Raw genomic sequence first — 19961 nt, forward strand, 5'->3', positions numbered from 1 at the left:
GTTGCCCTACGGGCGTCAATCCGCAGGGATTTCGCATCACCACTTCTTCACAGGTTGGAGACGCGTCACCCGGCCGGACGGTTCATCCCAACTGCACTGCCCCTTCGGGTGGTTCGAGGGGGCCGGAAAGGGCTAGTCCACCTGGGGTCAGGTCCCTTGCCGTCTCGTCCGGGCAACGTACCCCGCTACCCGGAATGCGGGGCGGGGTACGAGGGCCGGTCGTGGTGTCTCAGGCGGGTGAGCCGAGCAGTGGGGCCGGTGTCACCCGGTGGGTCAGGACCGGCAGGAGTTCGGCGGCCTGGTGCGGGCGGTGCGCGGCGATACCGGGCGGGGCCGGTGCCAGGGGGACGAGCAGATCGGTGGCGGCGAGACGGCCCGTGCCGGCGTCCGCCGCGCAGTCGCCGTGCAGCCACAGCGCGAGCATGTACAGGCCCGGGATCGACAGCAGGCGCGGCTGGTAGGGCTGGGGCATCAGCTCGGCCTGGTGCAGCGCGCGCTCGGTGGACGTGATGTAGGGCCCCTCGAAGAAGTGCGAGAACGCCCAGCCGTCCGGGGTGAGCATGGTCTCGGCCGCGGCCACCGAGCGTTCGCCGCAGCGGATCAGGAAACGCCAGCCGGCCAGCCTGGTGGCGGTGCCGTCCAGGACGTGCACGGGCAGCGGGAGCTCGGGTGCGACAGGTCCCTGGGCGCGCAGCAGGGAGGGGGTCCGCGCCTCGCGGACCGCGGTGGGCGAGGCGAGTGCGGTCAGGACGGAACGGAGTGCGGGCGCGGGAGCCGGGGGTACATGCAGCGGCATGGTGGGTCGCCTCTCATTCGACAGGCACGGTGGCGCGAGGGCGGGGGCGGACGACGCTGTCAGCTCAGGGGGTCAGAGAGGCGGGGGCCGGGGTCCGGTGACGGGGGTGCGGACGAGGGCCGCCGTACGTCACCGACGGCGGGATCAGGACCGTGGGCGCCAACCCTCTGCCTTGTTCGCGGAGTTTATACGACATGTGTTCAGACGATGTTTCGTCTAGCCGTTTCCGCCGTAACCGGCAAGGAGTCATTCGGTCGGCGATACGCGGGAATCATCCCGATACCGTGCCTACTTCGAGGCGGTGACCTCGGGAAATGCGCCGGAAGCGGTCGGCCAATTCTCGTCGGCGTTTTTCACGAGTTCTTCGGGGCACCCGAAACTGCTGACAGCTGCATGCCGAGTGAATGTGCCACCGGTCACATCCAACAGCGTAGCGGGCCCGGAGCGGTCTCGGGACGTTATCGATCGTTCCGGCGGGGCATCATCCCACCTGACGCAGGACGCAACGAGGAAGGACCCATCCATGGGGGAGAAGGTCGCGGCAGGCCAGTTCGACCTGTCCGATCGCCAGCGCTACCGCGACAAGCTCCGACAGTGCCTGACGGGGCTGGAGCGGCTTCTGGCGGAGCAGCGGTTCGATCGCCCCAAGAACCTGATGGGGCTGGAGATCGAATTGAACCTGGTCGGCACCGACGGTATGCCGAGAATGCTGAATGGAGAGGTCCTCGAACGCATCGCGAGCCGCGACTTCCAAACAGAACTCGCCATGTTCAACCTGGAAGTCAACATAGCCCCACACCCGTTGGGCGGCCGGGTATTCGACCGGCTCGCCGAGGAAATCCGCACTTCGCTCGCGTACGCCGACCGCAAAGCGGGCGAGGTCGACGCGGGAATCGTGATGATCGGCATTCTGCCGACGCTCGACCGGGACGACCTGGTCTCCTCCAACCTGTCCGACGTGGACCGCTACACCCTGCTCAACGACCAGATCGTGGCGGCGCGCGGTGAGGACTTCCTCCTCGACATCGATGGGGTGGAACGCCTCACCTGCACCTCCAAGTCCATTGCCCCGGAGGCCGCGTGCACCTCCGTGCAACTGCACCTCCAGGTCACCCCGGGACGCTTCGCGGACGTGTGGAACGCCGCCCAGGCGGTGGCCGGCGTTCAGATCGCCCTGGGGGCCAACTCGCCCTTCCTGTTCGGCCGTGAGCTCTGGCGCGAGTCCCGGCCGCCGCTCTTCCAGCAGTCCACGGACACCCGGCCGCCGGAACTCCAGAGCCAGGGCGTGCGGCCGCGCACCTGGTTCGGGGAGCGCTGGATCTCCTCCGCGTACGACCTCTTCGAGGAGAACCTGCGCTACTTCCCGGCCCTGCTGCCGATCTGCGACGACGAGGACCCGCTGAAGGTGCTCGACGAGGGCGGGGTGCCCTCGCTCTCCGAACTCGTCCTGCACAACGGCACGGTGTACCGCTGGAACCGTCCCGTCTACGACATCGCCGACGGCGTCCCGCACCTGCGGGTCGAGAACCGGGTGCTGCCCGCCGGTCCCACCATCACCGACGTCATCGCGAACGCGGCCTTCTACTACGGTCTCGTCCGCGCCCTCGCCGAGGAGCAGCGGCCGGTGTGGACCCGGATGCCGTTCGAGGCGGCCGCGGCCAACTTCGACGCGGCGTGCCGGCACGGCATCGACGCGCGCATGACCTGGCCCCGGCGCGGCCGGCACGGCGGCACGGTCGAGGTCGACGCGGTGAGCCTCGTACGCGACGAACTGCTGCCGCTGGCCGAGGCGGGACTCGCGGCCTGGGGCGTCGAGCCCGCCGACCGGGACCTGTACCTCGGGGTGATCGAGGAGCGCTGCCGACGCCGGACCAACGGGGCGTCCTGGCAGGCGGCGACCTTCCACCGCGCCCTGGAGGCGGGGCTGTCGCGGGAGGCGGCGCTGGCCGCCACGACGCGGCGGTACGGCGAGCTGATGCGCCTGGGGGAGCCGGTGCACACCTGGCCGGTGGGACTGCCGGAACCGGTGCCGACAGGGTGAGGGCCGCCGCGGGTCAGCCACCGCCCTGGGCGCCCGCGGCCACGATCGCCTTCAGGATCACCGTGTGGATCTGGGCGGGGTCGTTGACCTGCTGACCGGAGCCGCCGGTGGCCTCGGCGAGCTGCTGGGCCTCCGCGCGGTCGGCGTCGGGGCCCACCGCGATCACGATCAGCGGCACCGGGCGTTCGGGGCTGGAGAGCTTCTCCAGCTCGGAGATCAGCGCCCCGCGCGAGATGCTGCCGGGGTCCTGGTTGACGCCGTCGGTCAGCACCACCAGGGCGTTGAACTTCCCCTCGGCGTAGGAGGAGGTCGCCGCCTTGTACGCGGCGAGCGTGGTGTCGTACAGGCCCGTCGCGCCGCCCGGCACCGGCTCCAGACCGCCGAAGGCCGCCGACAGGCGTTCCCGCTGGGTGCCGCCCGCGGCCGTGCTGTCGCCCAGCCGGTCGGTCGGCACCAGGATCTTGTAGTCCTTGTCGCCGTCCAGCTCGGTGGAGAACTCCCACAGGCCGATCTCGTCCTCCTGGGTGAAGGTGGCGAGGGCCTGGAGGAGGGACGCCTTGGTGACGTCCATCCGGGAGCGGCCGGTGCCCGGGACCGCCTCCGACATGGACGAGGACGCGTCCACGACCGTGGTGATCCGGGCGCTCTGGACGGTGATCGTCCAGGTGCCGAGGGCCTCCTGGAGCGCGGTCGCGGAAGCCGGTTCACCGGCCGCCGCCGCGAACGGCTGCGGCGCCCTGCCCCCGGCCTTGGCGACCAGTGAGCCCGACACCTGGTCGTCGGAGGTGCGGAACCCCCGGTCCGTCAGGAGTTGTTCCTGCTCCGGCTTGCGCAGATACGTCATGAAGCGGATCGCCGCCCGGCTCTCGTCGGTGCTCAGCCTCGCCTCGTCGACGAGCGCGTACGGGTAGTCGAGCCGGGGTGAACCGTCCTTCGGGTAGAAGAAGTCGAGACCGTCCCCGGCTTCCGCCGAGGAGTTGTGGGCGAAGGCCGCCTGCTCGGACAGGACGAGCGCCTGGTTGCGCTTCGGATTGCCCTGCTCGGTGCCGGACGAGTCCCGCGGCAGCGTCTCCACGAGCTGGCCGTCGCTGTCGGAGATGCGCTGCGAGAGGGACTTCATCATCGCCGCGGCCTGTGTCGGCCCGCCCTCGGTCCGGCCCGCCGCACTGCTGAGCTGGGTCAGGGCGAGCAGTCCGGACGCGCTCCGCGCGGGGTCGGCGGCGCCCAGCCTGAGGGAGTCGCCCCCCAAGGCGGCGCCGGCCAGCTCCAGCCAGCCGTACGTCTTCTGCGGCCAGCCGAGAGACTTCGCGGCGGCCGGCACCATCGCCATGCCGACCGGGCTGGAGGCCACGTTGCCGACACGGGCCACCTTTGTCGCGCCCGCGTCCGCGGAGATCTGCTCGACCCACACGTCCGAGTCCGGCACCCACACCTGCGCACCCGGGTTCTTGCCGGCCGCGAGCGTGTCCCTGACCTTGTACGACTCACGGGCGGTCACGGAGATGTCGACGCAGCTCCCGTCGGAGGTGAGGTTCTCGTCGTGGGCCCGCTCGGCCGCGGCGCGCAGGGCGGGGGCCACGTCGGGGGAGGCGGCGACCTCGAGCCGTACCGCCTCGTCGCGGCAGGAGGAGCCGAAGGAGAGCAGGCCGCTCTGGACGGCGGCGGCCGTGCCACCGGCGACGGTCAGGACCAGCACCGTCGCGACGGCCACGGTGCGGCGGCGCGCGCGGGGGCGGGGGCCGCTGCCGCCCGCCCCATACTGATCGGGCAAGCTGTGACGTCCCATGACGGTGGTGCCCTCCCCTGGTGCTCGTGCCGGCACGGCCGTGTACGGCAGGAGAGAGGGAGGTACGCCCCCGTACGGCGTCCGTCCCCCCGACGGCCTTGCGCACGATCTTCGTAACTTCTTTCGAAGGACCCTAGCGGGGCGGGGATACGGATGAGGCTGGATTACTCAACTGGAGGCAGGTGTGCAGGCGGAGGAAGGGCCGGTGGCCGATTCTTTTCCGCAGAGGGCGCTCTCACGGAAGTTCTTCCGTGACGAGACGCTGCTCGTCCTGGGGCTTTCGCTCGGTGCGAGCGGTGTGTCCGCGCTGATCAGTTTTGTCGGATCGGTCACCAAACCAGGGGGTCTCAAGGACCAGGCGGCGACCCTCAACGCCTCGGCCGCGCCCGGCCGCCCCTGGCTGGATCTCGCCTGGCAGCTCTTCGGGATCGCGTCCGCCCTGGTGCCCGTCGCCCTGGTCGCGCACTTCCTGCTGCGCGAGGGGCAGAGCCTGCGGACCCTCGGCTTCGACCGCACCCGGCCCGGCCCCGACCTCGCTCGCGGGGCCGGGATCGCGGCCGTGATCGGCAGTACCGGCATCGCCTTCTACCTGGCCGCACGCGGCCTCGGCTTCAACCTCACCGTGGTGCCCGAGGCGCTGCCCGACGTGTGGTGGAAGTACCCCGTGCTGATCCTGTCGGCGATGCAGAACGCGATCCTCGAAGAGGTGATCGTCGTCGGCTATCTGCTGCGCCGGCTGAACCAGCTGGGCTGGACGCCGGGCACCGCCCTGGTGGCCAGCTCCGTACTGCGCGGCAGCTACCACCTCTACCAGGGCGTCGGCGGCTTCATCGGCAACATGGTCATGGGCGTGGTGTTCGTCCTCCTGTACCGGCGGTGGGGCCGGGTAGGGCCCCTGGTGGTGGCGCATTCCCTGCTCGACATCGGGGCGTTCGTCGGATACGCGCTGCTCGCGGGCAAGGTGGGCTGGCTGCCGACCGCGTGATCAGGCGAGCAGCTCGCCCTCGATGACCGTGACCGCCCGCCCCGTCAGCAGCGTGCGCTCACCGCGCAGTTCGGTGCGGACCCGGCCGGAGCGCGGCGAGGCCTGGAGCCCGGTGAGATCCGTACGGCCGAGTCGCTCGGCCCAGTAGGGCGCCAGGGCGGTGTGGGCGCTGCCGGTGACCGGGTCCTCGTCGATGCCGACGTTCGGGAAGAAGCAGCGGGAGACGAAGTCGTAGCCCAGGCCCGGGTTCTCGGCGCGTGCGGTGGCGATGATCCCGCGCTCGGAGTAGGCGGCCAGGGCCTTGAGGTCGGGGCGCAGGGCGTGCACGGTCTTCTCGTCGGCCAGTTCGAGCAGCAGGTCACCGATGTTCGGCCCGGTGTCGCAGGCGGTCAGCGGCTCGGCGCCCAGCGCCCGGGCAACCCCGTCGGGCAGCGCGACGGGCGTCAGCGGGGCCGTCGGGAAGTCCAGGGTGATCGAGCCGTCCTCCCGGGGCGTGGCGACCAGGACCCCGCTGCGGGTGGCGAACCGCACCGGGCCGCGGTGGGCGCCGGTGCCGTGCAGGACGTGGGCCGTGGCGAGCGTGGCGTGCCCGCACATGTTGACCTCCGTGGCGGGTGTGAACCACCGCAGTGCCCAGTCGGCCTCGCCGCCCTCGGGCAACCGGTGCGCGAAGGCCGTTTCCGCGTGGTTGACCTCCAGGGCGATGTTCTGGAGCCGGTCGTCGTCCGGGAAGGCGTCGTCCAGGAGCAGGACCCCGGCCGGGTTGCCGGCGAACGGGCGGTCGGTGAAGGCGTCGACGATTCGGATACGCATGGGCCGACGGTACGGGGTGGTCCTGTGACCGGGACAAGGCCAATCCCGGGTCGCCGGCCCGAGTTGCCGCGGGCGGGCCGCCGCTCCCCCGTCGGCGCAGGCGGGCGCGTATCGGCGGCGCAGGGCCCGCACGGGCCCGGTGGCGGTCGCGAGGGAGGCCGTCGGCCCGATGGCCACCACGCTGTGCGACGCCCCGCGGTGCGCCTGCGGTCCCGGCGGAGTCAGTCGCGGGCGGGCCGCTGAAGCGCGTCGGGGGAGGCCTCGCGCAGGGAGCGGGCGAGTTCGGAGATCTGTCGTGCCTGGGCGGCCGACAGACGCCGGGCCGCCCACAGCAGTGCCGCGGCGTCCACGGCCCGACGCGGCGGAGGGGGTGGCGCCTCGCGCAGCACGACGCCGGTCAGGGCCGCAAGATCGCCGGCGTCGATCCCCAGCAGGGCGGCGAAGTCCGTCACCAGGCGCGGGGTCAGCTCCTTGCGGCCGGAGCCGATCACGCCGTACGTCGCTGCCGACAGGTAGGTGGGCGTGGTCAGCGCGAGCGCCGCCGCCATGCCCGACCAGTTCAGGTTGCGGTACTGGAGCATGCGGACGACCCGGGTGCCGGGGCCGCCGTCGAGGGGCAGGAGCGGCTCCGGGGTGAACCTGGACCGCCGTTCCTCCTGCGGCAGCTCCCGGATCCGCCGCAGGAGTTCACGGCGCCGCACGGCGGGGAGGCGTACGGCGTCCGTCACCGTGCTCTTCACCCACGTCGCGGCCGTGGCGTCCAGCGGCGCCATGTCGTCCGGCACCGCCCGGCCCGCGAGGACGAACAGGTCGACGGCACGCAGGCCCAGCGCGGCCGCGAGCCGTCGGAGCGGTTCGTCGCCGGGGCCGCTCCCGGCGAGCACGGCACGGAGCCGGTCGTCCCGCACCCCGGCACGTTCGGCCGGTTGCGGCCCGCCGAGTCCTCTGTGGTCCAGCAGCCGCGCGAGCGCCGTGCCGAACCCGGGGTCCTCCGTCATGCCCGCAGGCTAGCCAGCCAGAAGCGGGCGCGTCGCGGCACCGGGGTCGGCAGCGACCGGAGAGGGGTCTTGCCATGCGATCGGTTCCGATATATCGTTGAAGCATCGCGACTGATCAACGATGGAATGGAGTGATTGCGATGCGTTCCCACGGATTCGAGCGTGGACATGGTGGAGCCGGTCGTCGGGGCCGTGGTGGTCCCGAGAGCCTGCGGGGTGCCTTCGGTCCCTTCGGGCCGGGCGGTCCCGGTGGACCCGGCTTCGGAGGGCCGGGCTTCGGCCCCGGCCCCTGGGGGCACCGGGGGCGCGGCGGACCCAGGGGGAGGGCGCGGCGCGGTGACGTGCGCGCCTCGATCCTGGCCCTGCTCAAGGACCGGCCGATGCACGGTTACGAGATGATCCAGGAGATCGCCGAGCGCAGCGGCGGGGCGTGGAAGCCCAGCCCGGGCTCGGTGTACCCCACCCTTCAGCTGCTGGAGGACGAGGGGCTGATCGCCAGTGAGACCGAGGGCGGCAAGAAGCTGTTCTCGCTCACCGAGGCCGGCCGTACCGCGGCCGACGAGGGCCCCGACGCGCCCTGGGAGGAAGCCTCCCGCGGCATCGACTTCGAGGCGCTCGGCGAGATCCGGCAGGCCGGCTTCGGCCTGATGGAGGCCTTCGGTCAGGTCTGGAAGACCGGCAGCAAGGAACAGCGCGAGAAGGCGGTGGCCGTCATCAACGAGGCCCGCAAGAAGCTGTACCTCATCCTCGCCGACGAGGACTGATCAAGGATCGCCGCCCTGTGACGGCGACAGGCGCCCCGGGGGACACTCCCGGGGCGCCTTCGTGCGCCCAGCCGTCGGGGCGGACTGTCGGGACAGGACGCGCTGTCGGGGCGGGCTGTCAGGAGACCAGGGCGGCCAGCTTCCGCAGCGACTCGTTCAGCGCGGCGGTACCCGAGTCCTTCAGCCTGCCCGCCATCAGCGAGACGGCGGCGCCCGTGAACTCGCCGTCGATGCGGACCTCGGTGGCGTCCCCGTCGGGGGTCAGGGTGTAGCGGGTGGCGACGCTCACCGCCATCGGGCCCTTGCCCCGGATGGCGAACAGCCGGGCCGGCTCCACCTGGTCGATGGTCCACTCGACCTCGGCCGGGAAGCCCATCAGCTTCATGTTCTCCTGGAAGGTCCCGCCCGGTTCGAGGACCGCGGGGCCGCCCTGGGGGAAGCTGGTGTGGGTCGCGTTCCACTCCCCGTACGTGGACCAGTCGGTGAGCTGGGCCCAGACCTTCTCCGCGGGTGCCGGGATGCGTGCCTCCGCGCTGATCTCCGCCATGCGGCCACCTCTTCGTGTCGGTCTGTGGTGTCGCGGAAAGTAGCCGCAGGGCGCACAACATTCAATACTGATGAACCGTCAGAAAGTGTGGAGAGGGCTCGGCCTGGCCTCGGTCCGGCCCGAGGTGGCTCAGCCCACCCGCCGTATCACCGCCGCGTCGAACAGGTCCCACGCGCGCGGGAAGGCGCTCTCGTCGTGGCAGTGCCACGCCTCCCAGAACAGGTCGGCCGGCAGCGCGTCCTCCGGGGCGTACACCTGGTACACGTACTGCCTGCCGTCCACGGCCGGCAGTGCCACCAGCCAGCCCCTGCTGTCCACGCCTGTGGGGGACGAGGGACGCCGCGTGGCGGTTGCGCGAGGGGCGCACGGCAATGCGGCGCGCGCCCACCGAGGGCCGAGGGCCCTGATCTCCTCCGTAAGGAGGAGAATTCCGCTCCGGGGTCCGCTCTGCGTGGGACGCCGAAATGCTTCCCCCCGGGGATGCCCGGATCCGGTGGGACTGATGGGGTGGGGGATGTGCACCCCCGTATCCCCCGGCAGTCCGACCGCGAACAGAGCGGCCTGCCGCCGGTCCGTCCGGACGACGACGTCAGGCTCAGCGCGGAACTGGCGGCGGTGGTGTCCGGCGCCCGCAGGCGCGCGCTGAGGGACGGGGACCGGCACATCGACACGGCCCACCTGCTGCACTCGCTGCTGGACGCGGACGCCGAGGCGTACGCCGTCCTGGAGGCGGAACCCCACCTGCCGCGGCTCCTCGGATATCTCGTGCAGCGCAGCATCGGCTACGGACTGCGCTGGCAGGGCACCGTCGAGGACTCCGGCGCGGTCCCCCTCGCCACGGCGGCCGAGGGCTTCTCGCCGCTCGCCGCGGGCGCCATGGAACACGCCTGCGTCCGGGCCGGGCACCGCGCCGACGGGCCCGCCCGCGGGATCGACCTGCTCGCGGCGATCCTGGCGGACCCGGAGTCCCGGGCGGTGGAGGTGCTGACCCGGGCGGGCATCGACGCCCGGGCGGTGGTCGCGCGGATCGAGGACCGCCTGCCCGGCGGCCTGTGGGGCGGCCCGCCGCGGTCCAGTCGCTGAGACAGGAGTCAACGGGGGTGACGCTCATGTCGTGCCCTGTCATCATGGGCCGGTGCATACGTCTGAGAGCAGCAGGGCCGGTGGCGGCAGGGGAGTCGGACTCGGTCTCGCGCTGGTGTCCGCCCTCGCCTTCGGCGGATCCGGGGTCGCGGCCAAGCCGCTGATCGAGGCGGGCCTCGATCCGCTCCACGTGGTGTGGCTGCGGGTGGCGGGCGCCGCCCTGGTGATGCTGCCGCTCGCCGTCCGGCACCGCGCGCTGCTGCGCAGCCGCCCCGCCCTGCTCGCCGGTTTCGGACTGCTCGGCGTGGCCGGCGTCCAGGCCTTCTACTTCGCCTCGATCTCCCGCATCCCGGTCGGCGTGGCCCTCCTCGTCGAGTACCTCGCCCCGGCCCTGGTGCTCGGCTGGGTGCGGTTCGTGCAGCGACGGCCGGTCACCCGCGCCGCCGCGTTCGGCGTCGTCCTCGCGGTGGGCGGCCTCGCCTGTGTCGTCGAGGTCTGGTCGGGCCTGAGCTTCGACGCCCTCGGACTGCTCCTCGCGCTCGGCGCCGCCTGCTGCCAGGTCGGCTACTTCGTCCTGTCCGACCAGGGCAGCGACTCCGGCGAGGCCCCCGACCCGCTCGGCGTGATCGCCTACGGCCTGCTCGTGGGCACCGCGGTCCTGACCGTCGTGGCCCGCCCGTGGACCATGGACTTCTCCGTCCTCGCGCAGCGCGCCGACATGAACGGCACCCCGGTCGCGGCCGGACTGCTGCTCGGCTGGATCGTGCTGATCGCCACCGTCCTCGCCTACGTCACCGGAGTGGTCTCGGTACGCAGGCTCTCGCCCGCGGTGGCCGGGGTCGTGGCCTGCCTCGAAGCGGTCGTCGCGACCGTCCTCGCCTGGGTGCTGCTCGGCGAGCACCTCTCCGCCCCGCAGATCGTGGGCGGCGCGGTCGTCCTGCTGGGCGCCTTCATCGCGCAGTCCTCGACGCCGGCCAAGGGCTCAGCGGAGCCGGTCGCGGCCGGCGGCGCCGAAAGTCGGTTGTCCGCCCGGGAGAACGCCGCCTAGGCTCCAGGACCATGCACACCCGCACACTCATCGTCTCTCCGCCGGCCGCCTGAGGCGGGCCCTCCGGAGACCACGCCCGGCCGGTCGCCGGGCTGAACGGTGCTGCCCGCAGACGAAGTCCGCGGGACCCCGCCGCCGAGCGGGCGTCCTCTTCCGAACTTCCGCGCCCCGGCGCGACTGCGGAGAGAACACGTGTCGCATGCTTCCTCAGGCCTGCCCGTCGGGCGAGGCCTCGTCTACCTGATCGTCGCCGGTGCCACCTGGGGCACCGCGGGAGCCGTCGCCTCCCTGACCTACCGGACCAGTGACCTGGGCCCGGTGTCGCTGTCCTTCTGGCGCTGCGCGGCCGGCCTCGCGGTGCTGCTCGCGGTCCGTCTCGCACGGCCGCGCGCGCGTACGGCCGCCCCGGAACCGCTCGGTCGCCGGGCCCTGCGGGTCGGCGCGTCGGGCGTCGGGCTCGCGGTGTTCCAGACCGCCTACTTCGCCGCCGTACGGTCCACCGGGCTCGCCGTGGCCACCGTCGTCACCCTGGGCGCCGGCCCGGTGCTCGTCGCGCTCGGGGCCCGCCTCGCCCTCGGGGAGCGGCTCGGACGCGGCGGAGTCCTCGCCGTCACCGGAGCACTCGCCGGACTCGGTGTGCTGACGCTGGGCGGGGCGGACGCGTCGGTGCGCCCCCTGGGTGTGCTGTTCGGGCTGCTCTCGGCCGCGGGCTGCTGTGTGATGACCCTGATCACCCGCGCCGCCCGCGCTGAGTCCTCCGGGACGTCCGTGGCGGTGTTCGCGGTCACCAGCCTGTGTCTGCTGCCGCTCGCGCTCGCGGAGGGCCTGCTCCCGCACACGGCCCGGCCCGCCCTGCTCCTGGCCCTGCTGGTCTACCTGGCCACCGTCCCCACGGCGCTCGCCTACGGCCTCTACTTCGCGGCCGCCGCGGTGGTCCGCTCCACCACCGTCTCCGTGATCATGCTGCTCGAACCGGTGAGCGCGGCGGTGCTGGCCGTGGTGGTGTTCGGCGAGCACCTCACCCCGGCCGTCCTCCTCGGCACCCTGCTGATGCTGGGCGCCGTCGCGGGGCTCGCGGTGACCGAGGCGCGCGTGCCCGCCTGACGAGCGAGGGGGCCCTTCTCCGTGAAGGGCCCCCTCGGTCAGGCGCGATGGGCCCTTCTCCGCGAAGGGCCCTTCGGTCAGGCGCGTTGCCGCCGCAGCAGGTGCTCGCGTGCCGCCGCGTCCCGGGGACCGCCCCGGCCGGCCAGTCCGTCCGCGATCCGCTCCCGCACCTGCGCGTCCCGCTTCCCGGCGTACTTGAACTTGGCCCGCACACCGGTCACTTCGAGCCGCAGTCCGCGGATCCCCGCCAGCATCCGCCCGTACGGCGCCTGGCCCACCGCCGCCCGCGCGGAGCCGCCCTCCGGCTGGAAGTGAGCGACCTGGTGGTTCAGGAGCTCGGCCTTCTCGGCCGGGTCGTCCACCACGTGCGCACGGCAGCGCAGTTGGACCGCCGCGTAGAAGCTCGTGGGCGTGCCGTGCTCGGACGGGCCGTCCGGCTCGGCCTGCCACGGGCCCGGGACGTACACGTAGTCGTCGACCACGCTCAGCAGGCAGTCCGGGCTCGCCTCCAGCGCGTGCCACAGCGGGTTGGGCCGCGCGAGGTGGGTGAGGACCTCGCCCCGCGCGGGCTCGTAGGTGAAGTGCAGCGGCTGGACGAACGGCGGCTCGCCCGCGGGGCCGTTGACGGCGAGCTGCCCGAAGTCGTGGACGGCGAGCCACTGCTGCCACTCGGCGTCGTCACGGGCCGCGTCCCAGGGGTGGACCAGCATCACAGCACCGCGAGGTAGTCCGGGACCTCGGTGCCGGGGGCCAGGTGGCCGTCGGCGACCGGGGTGCCGTAGCCCTTGCGTAGCGGGACCACACCGGCCCAGTGGGGGAGGGCGAGGTCCTCGGGCTCGTCGTTGACACCGCCGGTGCGGAGCTTGGCGGAGACCTCGTCGAGGTCGAGGCGGATGACGGCGGTGGCGGCCAGTTCCTTCTTGTTGGCGGGGCGGGAGTCGACCGCACGCCCCGGGACCACGTGGTCGACCAGCGCGTCGAGGGCGAGGCGCTTCTCCTCGGGGTCCGTGACGTCGTGGGCGAGTCCGTGCACCACCACCGAGCGGTAGTTGATCGAGTGGTGGAAGGCGGAGCGGGCCAGGATCAGCGCGTCGACGTGCGTGACCGTCAGGCACACGGGCAGGCCGGGGGCCGCCTGGCCGGTCATCCGCAGCGGGCGCGAGCCGGTCGAGCCGTGGACGTAGAGGCGCTCGCCCACCCTGCCGTACAGCGTGGGCAGCACGACCGGGGCGCCGTCCCGGACGAAGCCGAGGTGGCAGACGTAGCCCTCGTCGAGTATCGAGTGCACCAGTTCCCTGTCGTACGAGGCCCGGTCGGGGGAGCGCGTCGGGACGGTGCGGTCGGTCGGCGCGTAGGCGGTCGGCTCCGGCGTGGTCGCGGTGGTCCCCTGCATTGCGGTCTCCATTGCACTAGTGCATAATCTGCTTTGTGCTAGGAGAATATCGGATCGAGGGGCGACGCGCAGCAGAGATTGCGGCGAGCGTCGAGCGCGCGGTGGGTGCCGGGGAGCTGGAGCCGGGACAACTGCTGCCTCCCATGCGGGAGTTGGCGACCGAGCTGGGCGTCAATCCCAATACCGTCGCGGCCGCCTACCGCACTCTGCGGGAGCGCGGGGTCATCGAGACCTCCGGGCGCAGGGGCAGCCGGGTCCGGCCGAAGCCCGCGACCACGGGCCGCGAGTACATCCGGGTCGAGGTCCCGGAGGGCGTTCGGAACGTGTCGAACGGCAACCCGGACCCCGCGCTGCTGCCCCCGTTGGCGCCGGCCTTCGCGGCGGCCGCCGCACAGGGCGACCGGGAGCCGGTCCTGTACGGAGAGGCGACCGTGGATCCGGACCTGGCGCGCCTGGCCCGGGAGGCGCTCGACGCGGACGGTGTCCCCGACGGTCCTCTCGCCGTCGCCTCCGGGTCCCTCGACGTGATCGAGCGCGTCCTGGCCGCCCATCTCAAGCCCGGTGACACGGTCGCGCTGGAGGACCCCGGCTGGGGCAGCCTCCTCGACCTGGTCCCGGCGCTCGGCCTGCGTACCGCCCCGGTGGGGGTGGACGACGAGGGGCCGCTCGCCGACGACGTGCGCCGGGCCCTGGAGTCGGGCGCCCGCGCCCTGATCGTCACCGACCGGGCCCAGAACCCGACCGGCGCCTCGGTGACCGGCACGCGCGCGCGTGCCCTGTGTGCGGTCCTCGAGGACCACCCCGACGTCCTGCTCGTCGAGGACGACCACGGCCACGGCATCGTCGACCTCCCCTTGCACCCCCTGGCGGGATCCACCCGCCACTGGGCCTTCGTCCGTTCGGTGGCCAAGGCATACGGCCCCGATCTGCGCCTGGCGGTCCTCACCGGCGACGAGGTCACCGTCGACCGCGTCCACGGCCGGCACCGCCTCGGCCCCGGCTGGGTCAGCCTCGTCACCCAGCGGGCGGTGGTGCGCCTGTGGGCGGACGGCGTGCTCGACACCGCCGAGGTGGCGGCCGCCTATCGCGAGCGCCGCGACCGGCTGATCCGGGCTCTGGCGGAACGAGGGGTCGAGGCCCACGGCCGCAGCGGGCTCAACGTGTGGATCCCCGTCCCCGACGAGACGGGCGCGGTGTCCCGCCTCCTGCACGCGGGCTGGGCGGTGGCCCCCGGCGCCCGCTTCCGGATGGGCGCCCCGCAGGGGATCCGGGTGACCGTGGCCACCCTGAAGGAGGCCGAGGTCGCTCCCTTGGCGGACGCGGTCGCGAGGGCGGTGGGAACGGTCCGGTCCGCGAGCACGTACAGGTGAACCCGGCTGCTCCGGCGGCCGCGGGTTTCATGGGGTGGGGCAGGCTCGGGTACGGCCACGTAGGGGTGAGTGGGGTGCTCGGTCGGGGGGCGGAGCGGGGATGCGGCGAGGCATGAGGGGGCTGTTGCCCTTCGGTACCCCCGTGCCCACCTAGGCCCCCTTGGCGGACTCCGTCGCAAGGGTGCTGGATTCGGTGCGGGCCGCCGCCACGCGGCAGGCGCGTCGCTCAGGGGTCCGCGCGGCTCTCACGGCCGGGCTCGCGGCCCCTCGGTCCCCGGGCTCCGTCTCTCAGCCCCGCCGCCCCTCGGTCCCCGAGCCCCGTCTCTCAGGCTCGCCGTCGTACCTGGCTGAGCGCTGCTCCTGCCAGGACGATGGCCGCGCCCACCGGGGTGGACCAGTGCAACGACTCCCCGAGCAGGGCGACGCCCGCCCCCGTGGCGATGACCGGGATGAAGTACGTGACCATCTGCGCGGTGGTGGGCCCCACCTCCGCCACCAGTCCGTACTGAAGGAGCACGGCCAGTCCCGTACCGAGCGCTCCCAGGGCCGCGACGGCGAGCAGGGGCAGCAGGGCGAAGTGGGGCGGCGCGCCGGTGAACAGGGGCGTGACGAAGGCCAGTTGCAGTGTGGCCAGCAGCAACTGCGCGCCCGTCAGGGAGATGTGGGAGTACCCCACCCCCGCCAGGGTGCGGCGCACGTAGATCCACCCGACGGGATAGCTGAGCGAGGCCAGCAGGGCCAGCGCCGTCCCCCTGCCGTCCAGGCCGCTGAACCCCTGCCAGGCGCCGAGAACCGTCAGCACGCCCAGGAATCCGAGCCCGAGGCCCGCGACACGCACGCGCGTGGGACGGTCCTCGGACAGCGCGACGAGGGACAGCGCCATGCCCCACAGCGGTGAGGTCGCGTTGCAGATGCCCGCCAGCGTGGACGGGATGGTCAGCTCCGCGTAGGCGAAGAGCGAGAACGGCAGCGCGTTCAGCAGGAACCCGGCGACCGCCAGATGCCCCCACGTGCGCACCCCGCGCGGGAGCCGCTCGCGCTTCACCGCCATCGCCGCGGCCAGCACCAGCGTCCCGAACACCAGGCGCCCGAGCGTCACCTGGAAGGGCGCGTACCCCTCGGTGCCCACCTTGATGAGCAGGAAGCTGAACCCCCAGATCAGCGAGAGCACGCCGAAGCGCAGGCGCCAGTCGAGGGTGCGGCGGCGGGCAGCGAGAACCGGGGAGTCGGCGACGGTCGCGGTGGTCATGCGGATCAGGATCCGGCACCCGATCTCGTAGCACAAGCGAGTATTTCAGTGAGGTATCTCGTAGTATTGCTTACATGTTGAACCTGGAGCGCCTGCGCACCCTCGACGCCCTCGCCCGGCACGGCTCGGTCAGCGGCGCCGCCGAGGGTCTGCACATCACGACCTCGGCCGTCTCGCAGCAGATGTCCAAGCTGGAGCGCGAGGTCGGCCAGCAGCTCCTCGCGAAGAACGGCCGGGGGGTGCGCCTCACCGACGCCGGCCGCCTCCTCGCCGACCACGCGGCCCGCATCCTCTCCCAGGTCGCACTCGCCCAGTCCGACTTGGAGGCGCAACGCGGCCGGGTGGTCGGGGAGTTGCGGCTCGCAGCGTTCCCGACGGCGGCGCGCGGACTGTTCCCGGCCGCGATCGCCGGACTGCGCTCGGCGCATCCGGGCCTGCGGATCGGCTCGCGCGAGATGGAGCCCGAGCCCGCGGTCCTCGCCGTGATCCGCGGCGACTACGACCTCGCGGTCGTCCTGGACTGGTACAACAAGCCGCTGCCCATGCCCGAAGGGCTGGTGAAGGCGTCGATCGTGGACGACACGGCCGACGTGGCGATGCCCGCGACCCACCGCCACGCGCACCGCGACGAGGTCGATCTGGAGGACTTCGCCGACGACGACTGGATCACCTGGGGCGAGGGCGAGTTCTGCGACGAGTGGCTGATGCACACCCTGCGCTCCAAGGGCGTCGAACCGCACGTGGCACACCGCGCGGAGGAGCATCCGACCCAACTGGCCCTGGTCGGCGCGGGACTGGGCGTGTGCGTGGCACCCCGGCTCGGCCGCGGACCGGTCCCGGAGGGCGTGCGGACCGTGCCCGTACGGCATTCGGTCAGCCGGCACATCTACGCCGTCTGGCGCGCGGACGCCGACCGCCGCCCGTCGATCCGGGCGGCGGTCGAGGCGCTGAAGTCGGCGGCGGAGAACGCCGTCTGAGTCAGACGGAGCCCAGCTTGCGGAAGTCCCAGGAGACGATCTTCTCCGGGGTCAGGCGTATCCACGCGTGCCGTCCGTCGTGCGGCATCTCCTCCAGACCGAAGTTCTTGCGGGCGAACAGCGTCTCGGGGACGTCGAGTTCGGCCCGGAGCTCGCCGGTGCGCGGGGCCTCGCCCACGAAGTCCACGGCCCCGGACAGCTCGACGCCGCGCAGTTCGTCGTACTCCTCGCCCGTGTCGACCACGATCGCGACCCGGGGATCGCGCCGCAGATCCGTCCAGCGCTTGCTGCGCACGACGGAGTACAGCCACATCGAGGTGCCGTCCCAGGCGAACCAGAGCGTGCTCACATGCGGAGCGCCGTCTGCCGAGACCGTGGCGACCCGGCAGGTGCGCTGGCTGGTGAGGAACTCGTCCAGCTCGCCCGGCGTCATCATGATCTTCCGGCCCCGGCGCTGCGTGACGGTCATACATCCCCCTCTGTCTCTCACGTCGTGTCAGAGGAGAGATCCTCTGACATCACGTCAGAAAAGGATGGGTCGTCTTCCGTCCCCACGCAATGGTCGCTACTGTCACCGGCTCCGGGCCACCGTGCGCGGACCTCGGCTCGGGACCTCGGCTCCGGGTCACCGGCGACGAGGGGGAACCGTGCCGTCGTACGCACGACTCAGCGAACTGCTCGATCCCGAGACCACCGTCCTGCTCACCGTCGAGTGCCAGCAGGGCGTCGTCGGACCGGACAGCGCCCTGCCCGAACTCGCCCGCGCGGCACGGACCTCGGGCGCACTCGCCAACGTCGCCCGGCTGGTCGCCGCCGCGCACGCGAGCGGGGTCCAGGTGATCCACGCGATCGCCGAACGCCGTCCGGACGGGCGCGGCGCGAACCGCAACGCCCGCCTGTTCAGCGCCGCCGAGCGCCTGCCCGTCCAGCAGCTCTCCGGGACCACCGCGGTGCGGGTGGCCGCCCCGATCGAGGTGAGCGAGGAGGACTTCGTCGTACGACGGCTGCACGGCCTGTCGCCGATCCAGGGCACCGAGGTCGACGCGCTGCTGCGCAACCTCGGCTGCCGCACCCTGGTCGTCACCGGGGTCTCCGCCAACGTGGCGGTGCCCAACGCCGTCTTCGACGCGGTGAACTGCGGCTACCGTGCCCTGGTGGTGACGGACGCGATCGCCGGGGTGCCCTCCGACTACACCCGGGCGATGATCCGCCACACGCTCGCCCTCGTGGCCACCCTCGCGACCACCGACGAGGTGCTGGCCTGTCTCCGGCGGCCCCACGGTGCCTGACTCCTCACGCGAGCGTGATCGAGTCGCCGTTGACGGTGATCTTCTCCTCGGGCAGCGGCTGGGTGGCCGGCCCCTTCTTCACGCTGCCGTCCGCCACCGAGAACTCGCTCTTGTGGCACGGACAGGTGATGACCCCGTCGGCGATCCCCGTCACCGCGCACCCCTGGTGGGTGCACTTCGACGAGAACGCCTTGAACTCGCCCGCCGTGGGCTGGGTGACCACCACGCCCGAGTCCTTGAAGATCTTGCCGCCGCCCTCGGGGATGTCCGAGGTCTTGGCGAGGACACCGCCGCCGGCGGCAGCGTCCGACGACGGGGAGGGGTCGTCCTCCGACCCGCACGCGTTCAGGGTGAGGGCTAGTCCCGCCGCGCCGACCGCCGCCACCACGACCCGGCGACTGGGGCCCGCTGCGGGATGAATCGATTCGCTGGCCATTGCTGACGTCCCCTTCCACGGAATCTCCGGACTGCCCTGAGGTACGGCCTCGGAGGGCCCGTTGTTCAGTCACCCCCCAGTAACCTGGGGCGATGCTCAAGGAAGCCATCGCGACCCGCTACATCACGCCCCTGCGTGAGGGCGGCTCGCTGCCGGGGCTCGTCGAGGCCGACGACCGCGGGACGTACGTCATCAAGTTCACCGGCGCCGGACAGGGCCGCAAGACGCTGGTCGCCGAGGTGGTGGCCGGGGAACTCGCCCGCCGGCTCGGCTTCCGGGTGCCGCGGCTCCTGACCCTCGACCTGGACCCGGACCTGGGGCTCGGCGAGCCCGACGAGCGGGTGCAGGAACTCCTCAAGTCCAGCGGCGGCACCAACCTCGGCATGGACTTCCTCTCCGGAGCACTCGGCTTCGACCCGCTCGCCTTCCCGGTGGACCCCGAGGAGGCCGGCCGGATCGTCTGGTTCGACGCGCTGGTCAACAACGTCGACCGCTCCTGGCGCAACCCCAACCTGCTGTGGTGGCAGCGCGAGGTGTGGCTCATCGACCACGGCGCGACCATGATCTGGCACCACAACTGGCCCGGCGCCGAGAAGTCGGCAGCCCGGCCCTACGACGCCTCGGACCACGTCCTCAAGCCCTTCGCGCCCGATGTCGCCGCTGCCGCCGCCGACCTGGCCCCCCGGGTCACCGAGGACCTGCTCGCCGAGGTCACCGCCGAGATCCCGGACGCCTGGCTGGCGGACGAGCCCGGCTTCGAGTCGCCGGACGAACTGCGGCGCACCTACGCACGGCCCCTGCTCGCGCGCGCGGCCGTCGTCCACGAGCGGATCGAGGGGATCAAGTGACCGAGCGCCACATCATCAGGGGCGGCCGCACCGACGACCGCGAGGTCTTCGAGTACGCCCTGCTGCGGGTCGTCCCCCGGATCGAACGCGGCGAGGGCATCAACGTGGGGGTGCTCGTGTACTGCCGGGCCAAGGCCTACGTCGGGGTGCGCACCCACCTCGACGAGAACCGGCTGCGGGCGCTCGACCCGGAGGCGGACGTGGCCGGCGTACGGGCCGCGCTCCGGGCCGTCGAGGGCATCTGCGCGGGGGGAGCGGCGGCGGGGCAGGCCGCGCGCGACGACGCCGGCCGGCGCTTCCGCTGGCTGATCGCCCCGCGCTCGACCGTGGTCCAGCCGGGTCCCGTGCACACCGGGCTCACCTCCGATCCGGCCGCCGAACCGGAGCGTCTGCTCGATCTGCTGGTCAGGTAATGGATCACACGCGGCCCGTGT

22 protein-coding genes are annotated in these 19961 nt (G+C 72.6%); 11 read left to right on the top strand and 11 right to left on the bottom strand.

All coding sequences use genetic code 11. The annotated features are described in order from the left end of the window. Positions 1-229: 229 nt before the first annotated feature. Positions 230-796 carry a hypothetical protein gene (locus ACIQJT_RS09195; protein WP_053852147.1) on the bottom strand — a complete coding sequence of 189 codons (567 nt, stop codon included), beginning with the start codon at positions 794-796 and terminating at the stop codon, positions 230-232. A gap of 523 nt (positions 797-1319) precedes the next feature. On the opposite strand from ACIQJT_RS09195, the gene ACIQJT_RS09200 reads away from it, so the two are divergent. After that, the gene (locus tag ACIQJT_RS09200) at positions 1320-2837 is read left to right on the top strand and encodes a glutamate-cysteine ligase family protein (protein ID WP_365448380.1); all 1518 of its coding nucleotides are present in this window, start codon (positions 1320-1322) and stop codon (positions 2835-2837) included. A gap of 13 nt (positions 2838-2850) precedes the next feature. Here the strand turns inward: ACIQJT_RS09200 and ACIQJT_RS09205 are convergent, their stop codons facing one another. Continuing rightward, entirely contained in the window at positions 2851-4623 is a 1773-nt protein-coding gene (locus ACIQJT_RS09205) for a substrate-binding and VWA domain-containing protein (RefSeq protein WP_402641382.1), read from the bottom strand. Positions 4624-4807: 184 nt separating this feature from the next. Between ACIQJT_RS09205 and ACIQJT_RS09210 the strand changes: the two genes are divergently transcribed. Next, positions 4808-5608 carry a type II CAAX endopeptidase family protein gene (locus ACIQJT_RS09210; protein WP_365448384.1) on the top strand — a complete coding sequence of 267 codons (801 nt, stop codon included), beginning with the start codon at positions 4808-4810 and terminating at the stop codon, positions 5606-5608. Here ACIQJT_RS09210 and ACIQJT_RS09215 read toward each other — a convergent pair whose 3' ends face one another. Beyond that, the gene (locus ACIQJT_RS09215; RefSeq protein WP_365448386.1) at positions 5609-6421 is read right to left on the bottom strand and encodes a PhzF family phenazine biosynthesis protein; all 813 of its coding nucleotides are present in this window, start codon (positions 6419-6421) and stop codon (positions 5609-5611) included. A 221-nt stretch (positions 6422-6642) separates the two neighbouring features. Further along, positions 6643-7419 (bottom strand): hypothetical protein, encoded by a 777-nt coding sequence (locus ACIQJT_RS09220; RefSeq protein ID WP_402641385.1) that lies wholly within the window; start codon positions 7417-7419, stop codon positions 6643-6645. A gap of 140 nt (positions 7420-7559) precedes the next feature. Between ACIQJT_RS09220 and ACIQJT_RS09225 the strand changes: the two genes are divergently transcribed. Then, positions 7560-8183: a PadR family transcriptional regulator gene (locus ACIQJT_RS09225; protein ID WP_086724605.1), complete on the top strand. Its 624-nt coding sequence runs from the start codon at positions 7560-7562 to the stop codon at positions 8181-8183. Positions 8184-8301: 118 nt separating this feature from the next. On the opposite strand, the gene ACIQJT_RS09230 is transcribed toward ACIQJT_RS09225, so the two are convergent. Together ACIQJT_RS09230 and ACIQJT_RS09235 are read right to left on the bottom strand one after the other, a co-directional pair. Continuing rightward, the gene (locus ACIQJT_RS09230) at positions 8302-8730 is read right to left on the bottom strand and encodes an SRPBCC family protein (RefSeq protein WP_402641388.1); all 429 of its coding nucleotides are present in this window, start codon (positions 8728-8730) and stop codon (positions 8302-8304) included. 129 nt (positions 8731-8859) lie between these two features. Then, on the bottom strand, positions 8860-9048 hold the full coding sequence (locus ACIQJT_RS09235; RefSeq protein ID WP_402642641.1) for a hypothetical protein: 189 nt from the start codon (positions 9046-9048) through the stop codon (positions 8860-8862). 198 nt (positions 9049-9246) lie between these two features. Here ACIQJT_RS09235 and ACIQJT_RS09240 point away from each other — a divergent pair, with 198 nt between their 5' ends. From ACIQJT_RS09240 to ACIQJT_RS09250, 3 genes are all read left to right on the top strand, one after another. Continuing rightward, positions 9247-9813 (top strand): Clp protease N-terminal domain-containing protein, encoded by a 567-nt coding sequence (locus tag ACIQJT_RS09240; protein WP_402641391.1) that lies wholly within the window; start codon positions 9247-9249, stop codon positions 9811-9813. Between the two features lie 52 nt (positions 9814-9865). Beyond that, positions 9866-10861: an EamA family transporter gene (locus ACIQJT_RS09245; RefSeq protein ID WP_365448394.1), complete on the top strand. Its 996-nt coding sequence runs from the start codon at positions 9866-9868 to the stop codon at positions 10859-10861. Positions 10862-11053: 192 nt separating this feature from the next. Next, positions 11054-11965, top strand: a complete 912-nt coding sequence (locus ACIQJT_RS09250; protein WP_402641394.1) for a DMT family transporter — start codon at positions 11054-11056, stop codon at positions 11963-11965. A 77-nt stretch (positions 11966-12042) separates the two neighbouring features. Here the strand turns inward: ACIQJT_RS09250 and ACIQJT_RS09255 are convergent, their stop codons facing one another. Further along, complete coding sequence (locus ACIQJT_RS09255) at positions 12043-12675, bottom strand: FMN-binding negative transcriptional regulator (protein ID WP_402641397.1); 633 nt, start codon at positions 12673-12675, stop codon at positions 12043-12045. Then, the gene (locus ACIQJT_RS09260) at positions 12675-13358 is read right to left on the bottom strand and encodes a pyridoxamine 5'-phosphate oxidase family protein (protein ID WP_402641399.1); all 684 of its coding nucleotides are present in this window, start codon (positions 13356-13358) and stop codon (positions 12675-12677) included. The genes ACIQJT_RS09255 and ACIQJT_RS09260 overlap by 1 nt, the downstream gene beginning before the upstream one ends. Positions 13359-13393: 35 nt before the next feature. On the opposite strand from ACIQJT_RS09260, the gene ACIQJT_RS09265 reads away from it, so the two are divergent. Then, positions 13394-14728, top strand: coding sequence for an aminotransferase class I/II-fold pyridoxal phosphate-dependent enzyme (locus tag ACIQJT_RS09265; protein WP_402641401.1), 1335 nt, complete (start codon positions 13394-13396; stop codon positions 14726-14728). A 325-nt stretch (positions 14729-15053) separates the two neighbouring features. On the opposite strand, the gene ACIQJT_RS09270 is transcribed toward ACIQJT_RS09265, so the two are convergent. After that, complete coding sequence (locus ACIQJT_RS09270) at positions 15054-15977, bottom strand: DMT family transporter (protein ID WP_402641404.1); 924 nt, start codon at positions 15975-15977, stop codon at positions 15054-15056. A gap of 74 nt (positions 15978-16051) precedes the next feature. On the opposite strand from ACIQJT_RS09270, the gene ACIQJT_RS09275 reads away from it, so the two are divergent. Further along, complete coding sequence (locus ACIQJT_RS09275) at positions 16052-16954, top strand: LysR family transcriptional regulator (protein WP_402641407.1); 903 nt, start codon at positions 16052-16054, stop codon at positions 16952-16954. Between the two features lies 1 nt (position 16955). Here ACIQJT_RS09275 and ACIQJT_RS09280 read toward each other — a convergent pair whose 3' ends face one another. Beyond that, complete coding sequence (locus ACIQJT_RS09280) at positions 16956-17423, bottom strand: pyridoxamine 5'-phosphate oxidase family protein (protein ID WP_402641410.1); 468 nt, start codon at positions 17421-17423, stop codon at positions 16956-16958. 178 nt (positions 17424-17601) lie between these two features. On the opposite strand from ACIQJT_RS09280, the gene ACIQJT_RS09285 reads away from it, so the two are divergent. Beyond that, positions 17602-18243, top strand: a complete 642-nt coding sequence (locus ACIQJT_RS09285; protein ID WP_402641413.1) for a cysteine hydrolase family protein — start codon at positions 17602-17604, stop codon at positions 18241-18243. A 4-nt stretch (positions 18244-18247) separates the two neighbouring features. On the opposite strand, the gene ACIQJT_RS09290 is transcribed toward ACIQJT_RS09285, so the two are convergent. Continuing rightward, positions 18248-18679 carry a Rieske (2Fe-2S) protein gene (locus ACIQJT_RS09290; RefSeq protein ID WP_402641415.1) on the bottom strand — a complete coding sequence of 144 codons (432 nt, stop codon included), beginning with the start codon at positions 18677-18679 and terminating at the stop codon, positions 18248-18250. A 92-nt stretch (positions 18680-18771) separates the two neighbouring features. Between ACIQJT_RS09290 and ACIQJT_RS09295 the strand changes: the two genes are divergently transcribed. Together ACIQJT_RS09295 and ACIQJT_RS09300 are read left to right on the top strand one after the other, a co-directional pair. Further along, positions 18772-19527, top strand: coding sequence for a HipA family kinase (locus ACIQJT_RS09295; RefSeq protein WP_402641417.1), 756 nt, complete (start codon positions 18772-18774; stop codon positions 19525-19527). Next, a complete protein-coding gene (locus ACIQJT_RS09300) occupies positions 19524-19940 on the top strand; it encodes a DUF3037 domain-containing protein (protein ID WP_402641419.1) in 417 nt (138 codons plus the stop codon). The genes ACIQJT_RS09295 and ACIQJT_RS09300 overlap by 4 nt, the downstream gene beginning before the upstream one ends. Positions 19941-19961 lie beyond the last annotated feature (21 nt).

Origin of the sequence: Streptomyces sp. NPDC091972 (genome assembly GCF_044756385.1) — a bacterium.
Taxonomy (GTDB): Bacteria; Actinomycetota; Actinomycetes; order Streptomycetales; family Streptomycetaceae; genus Streptomyces.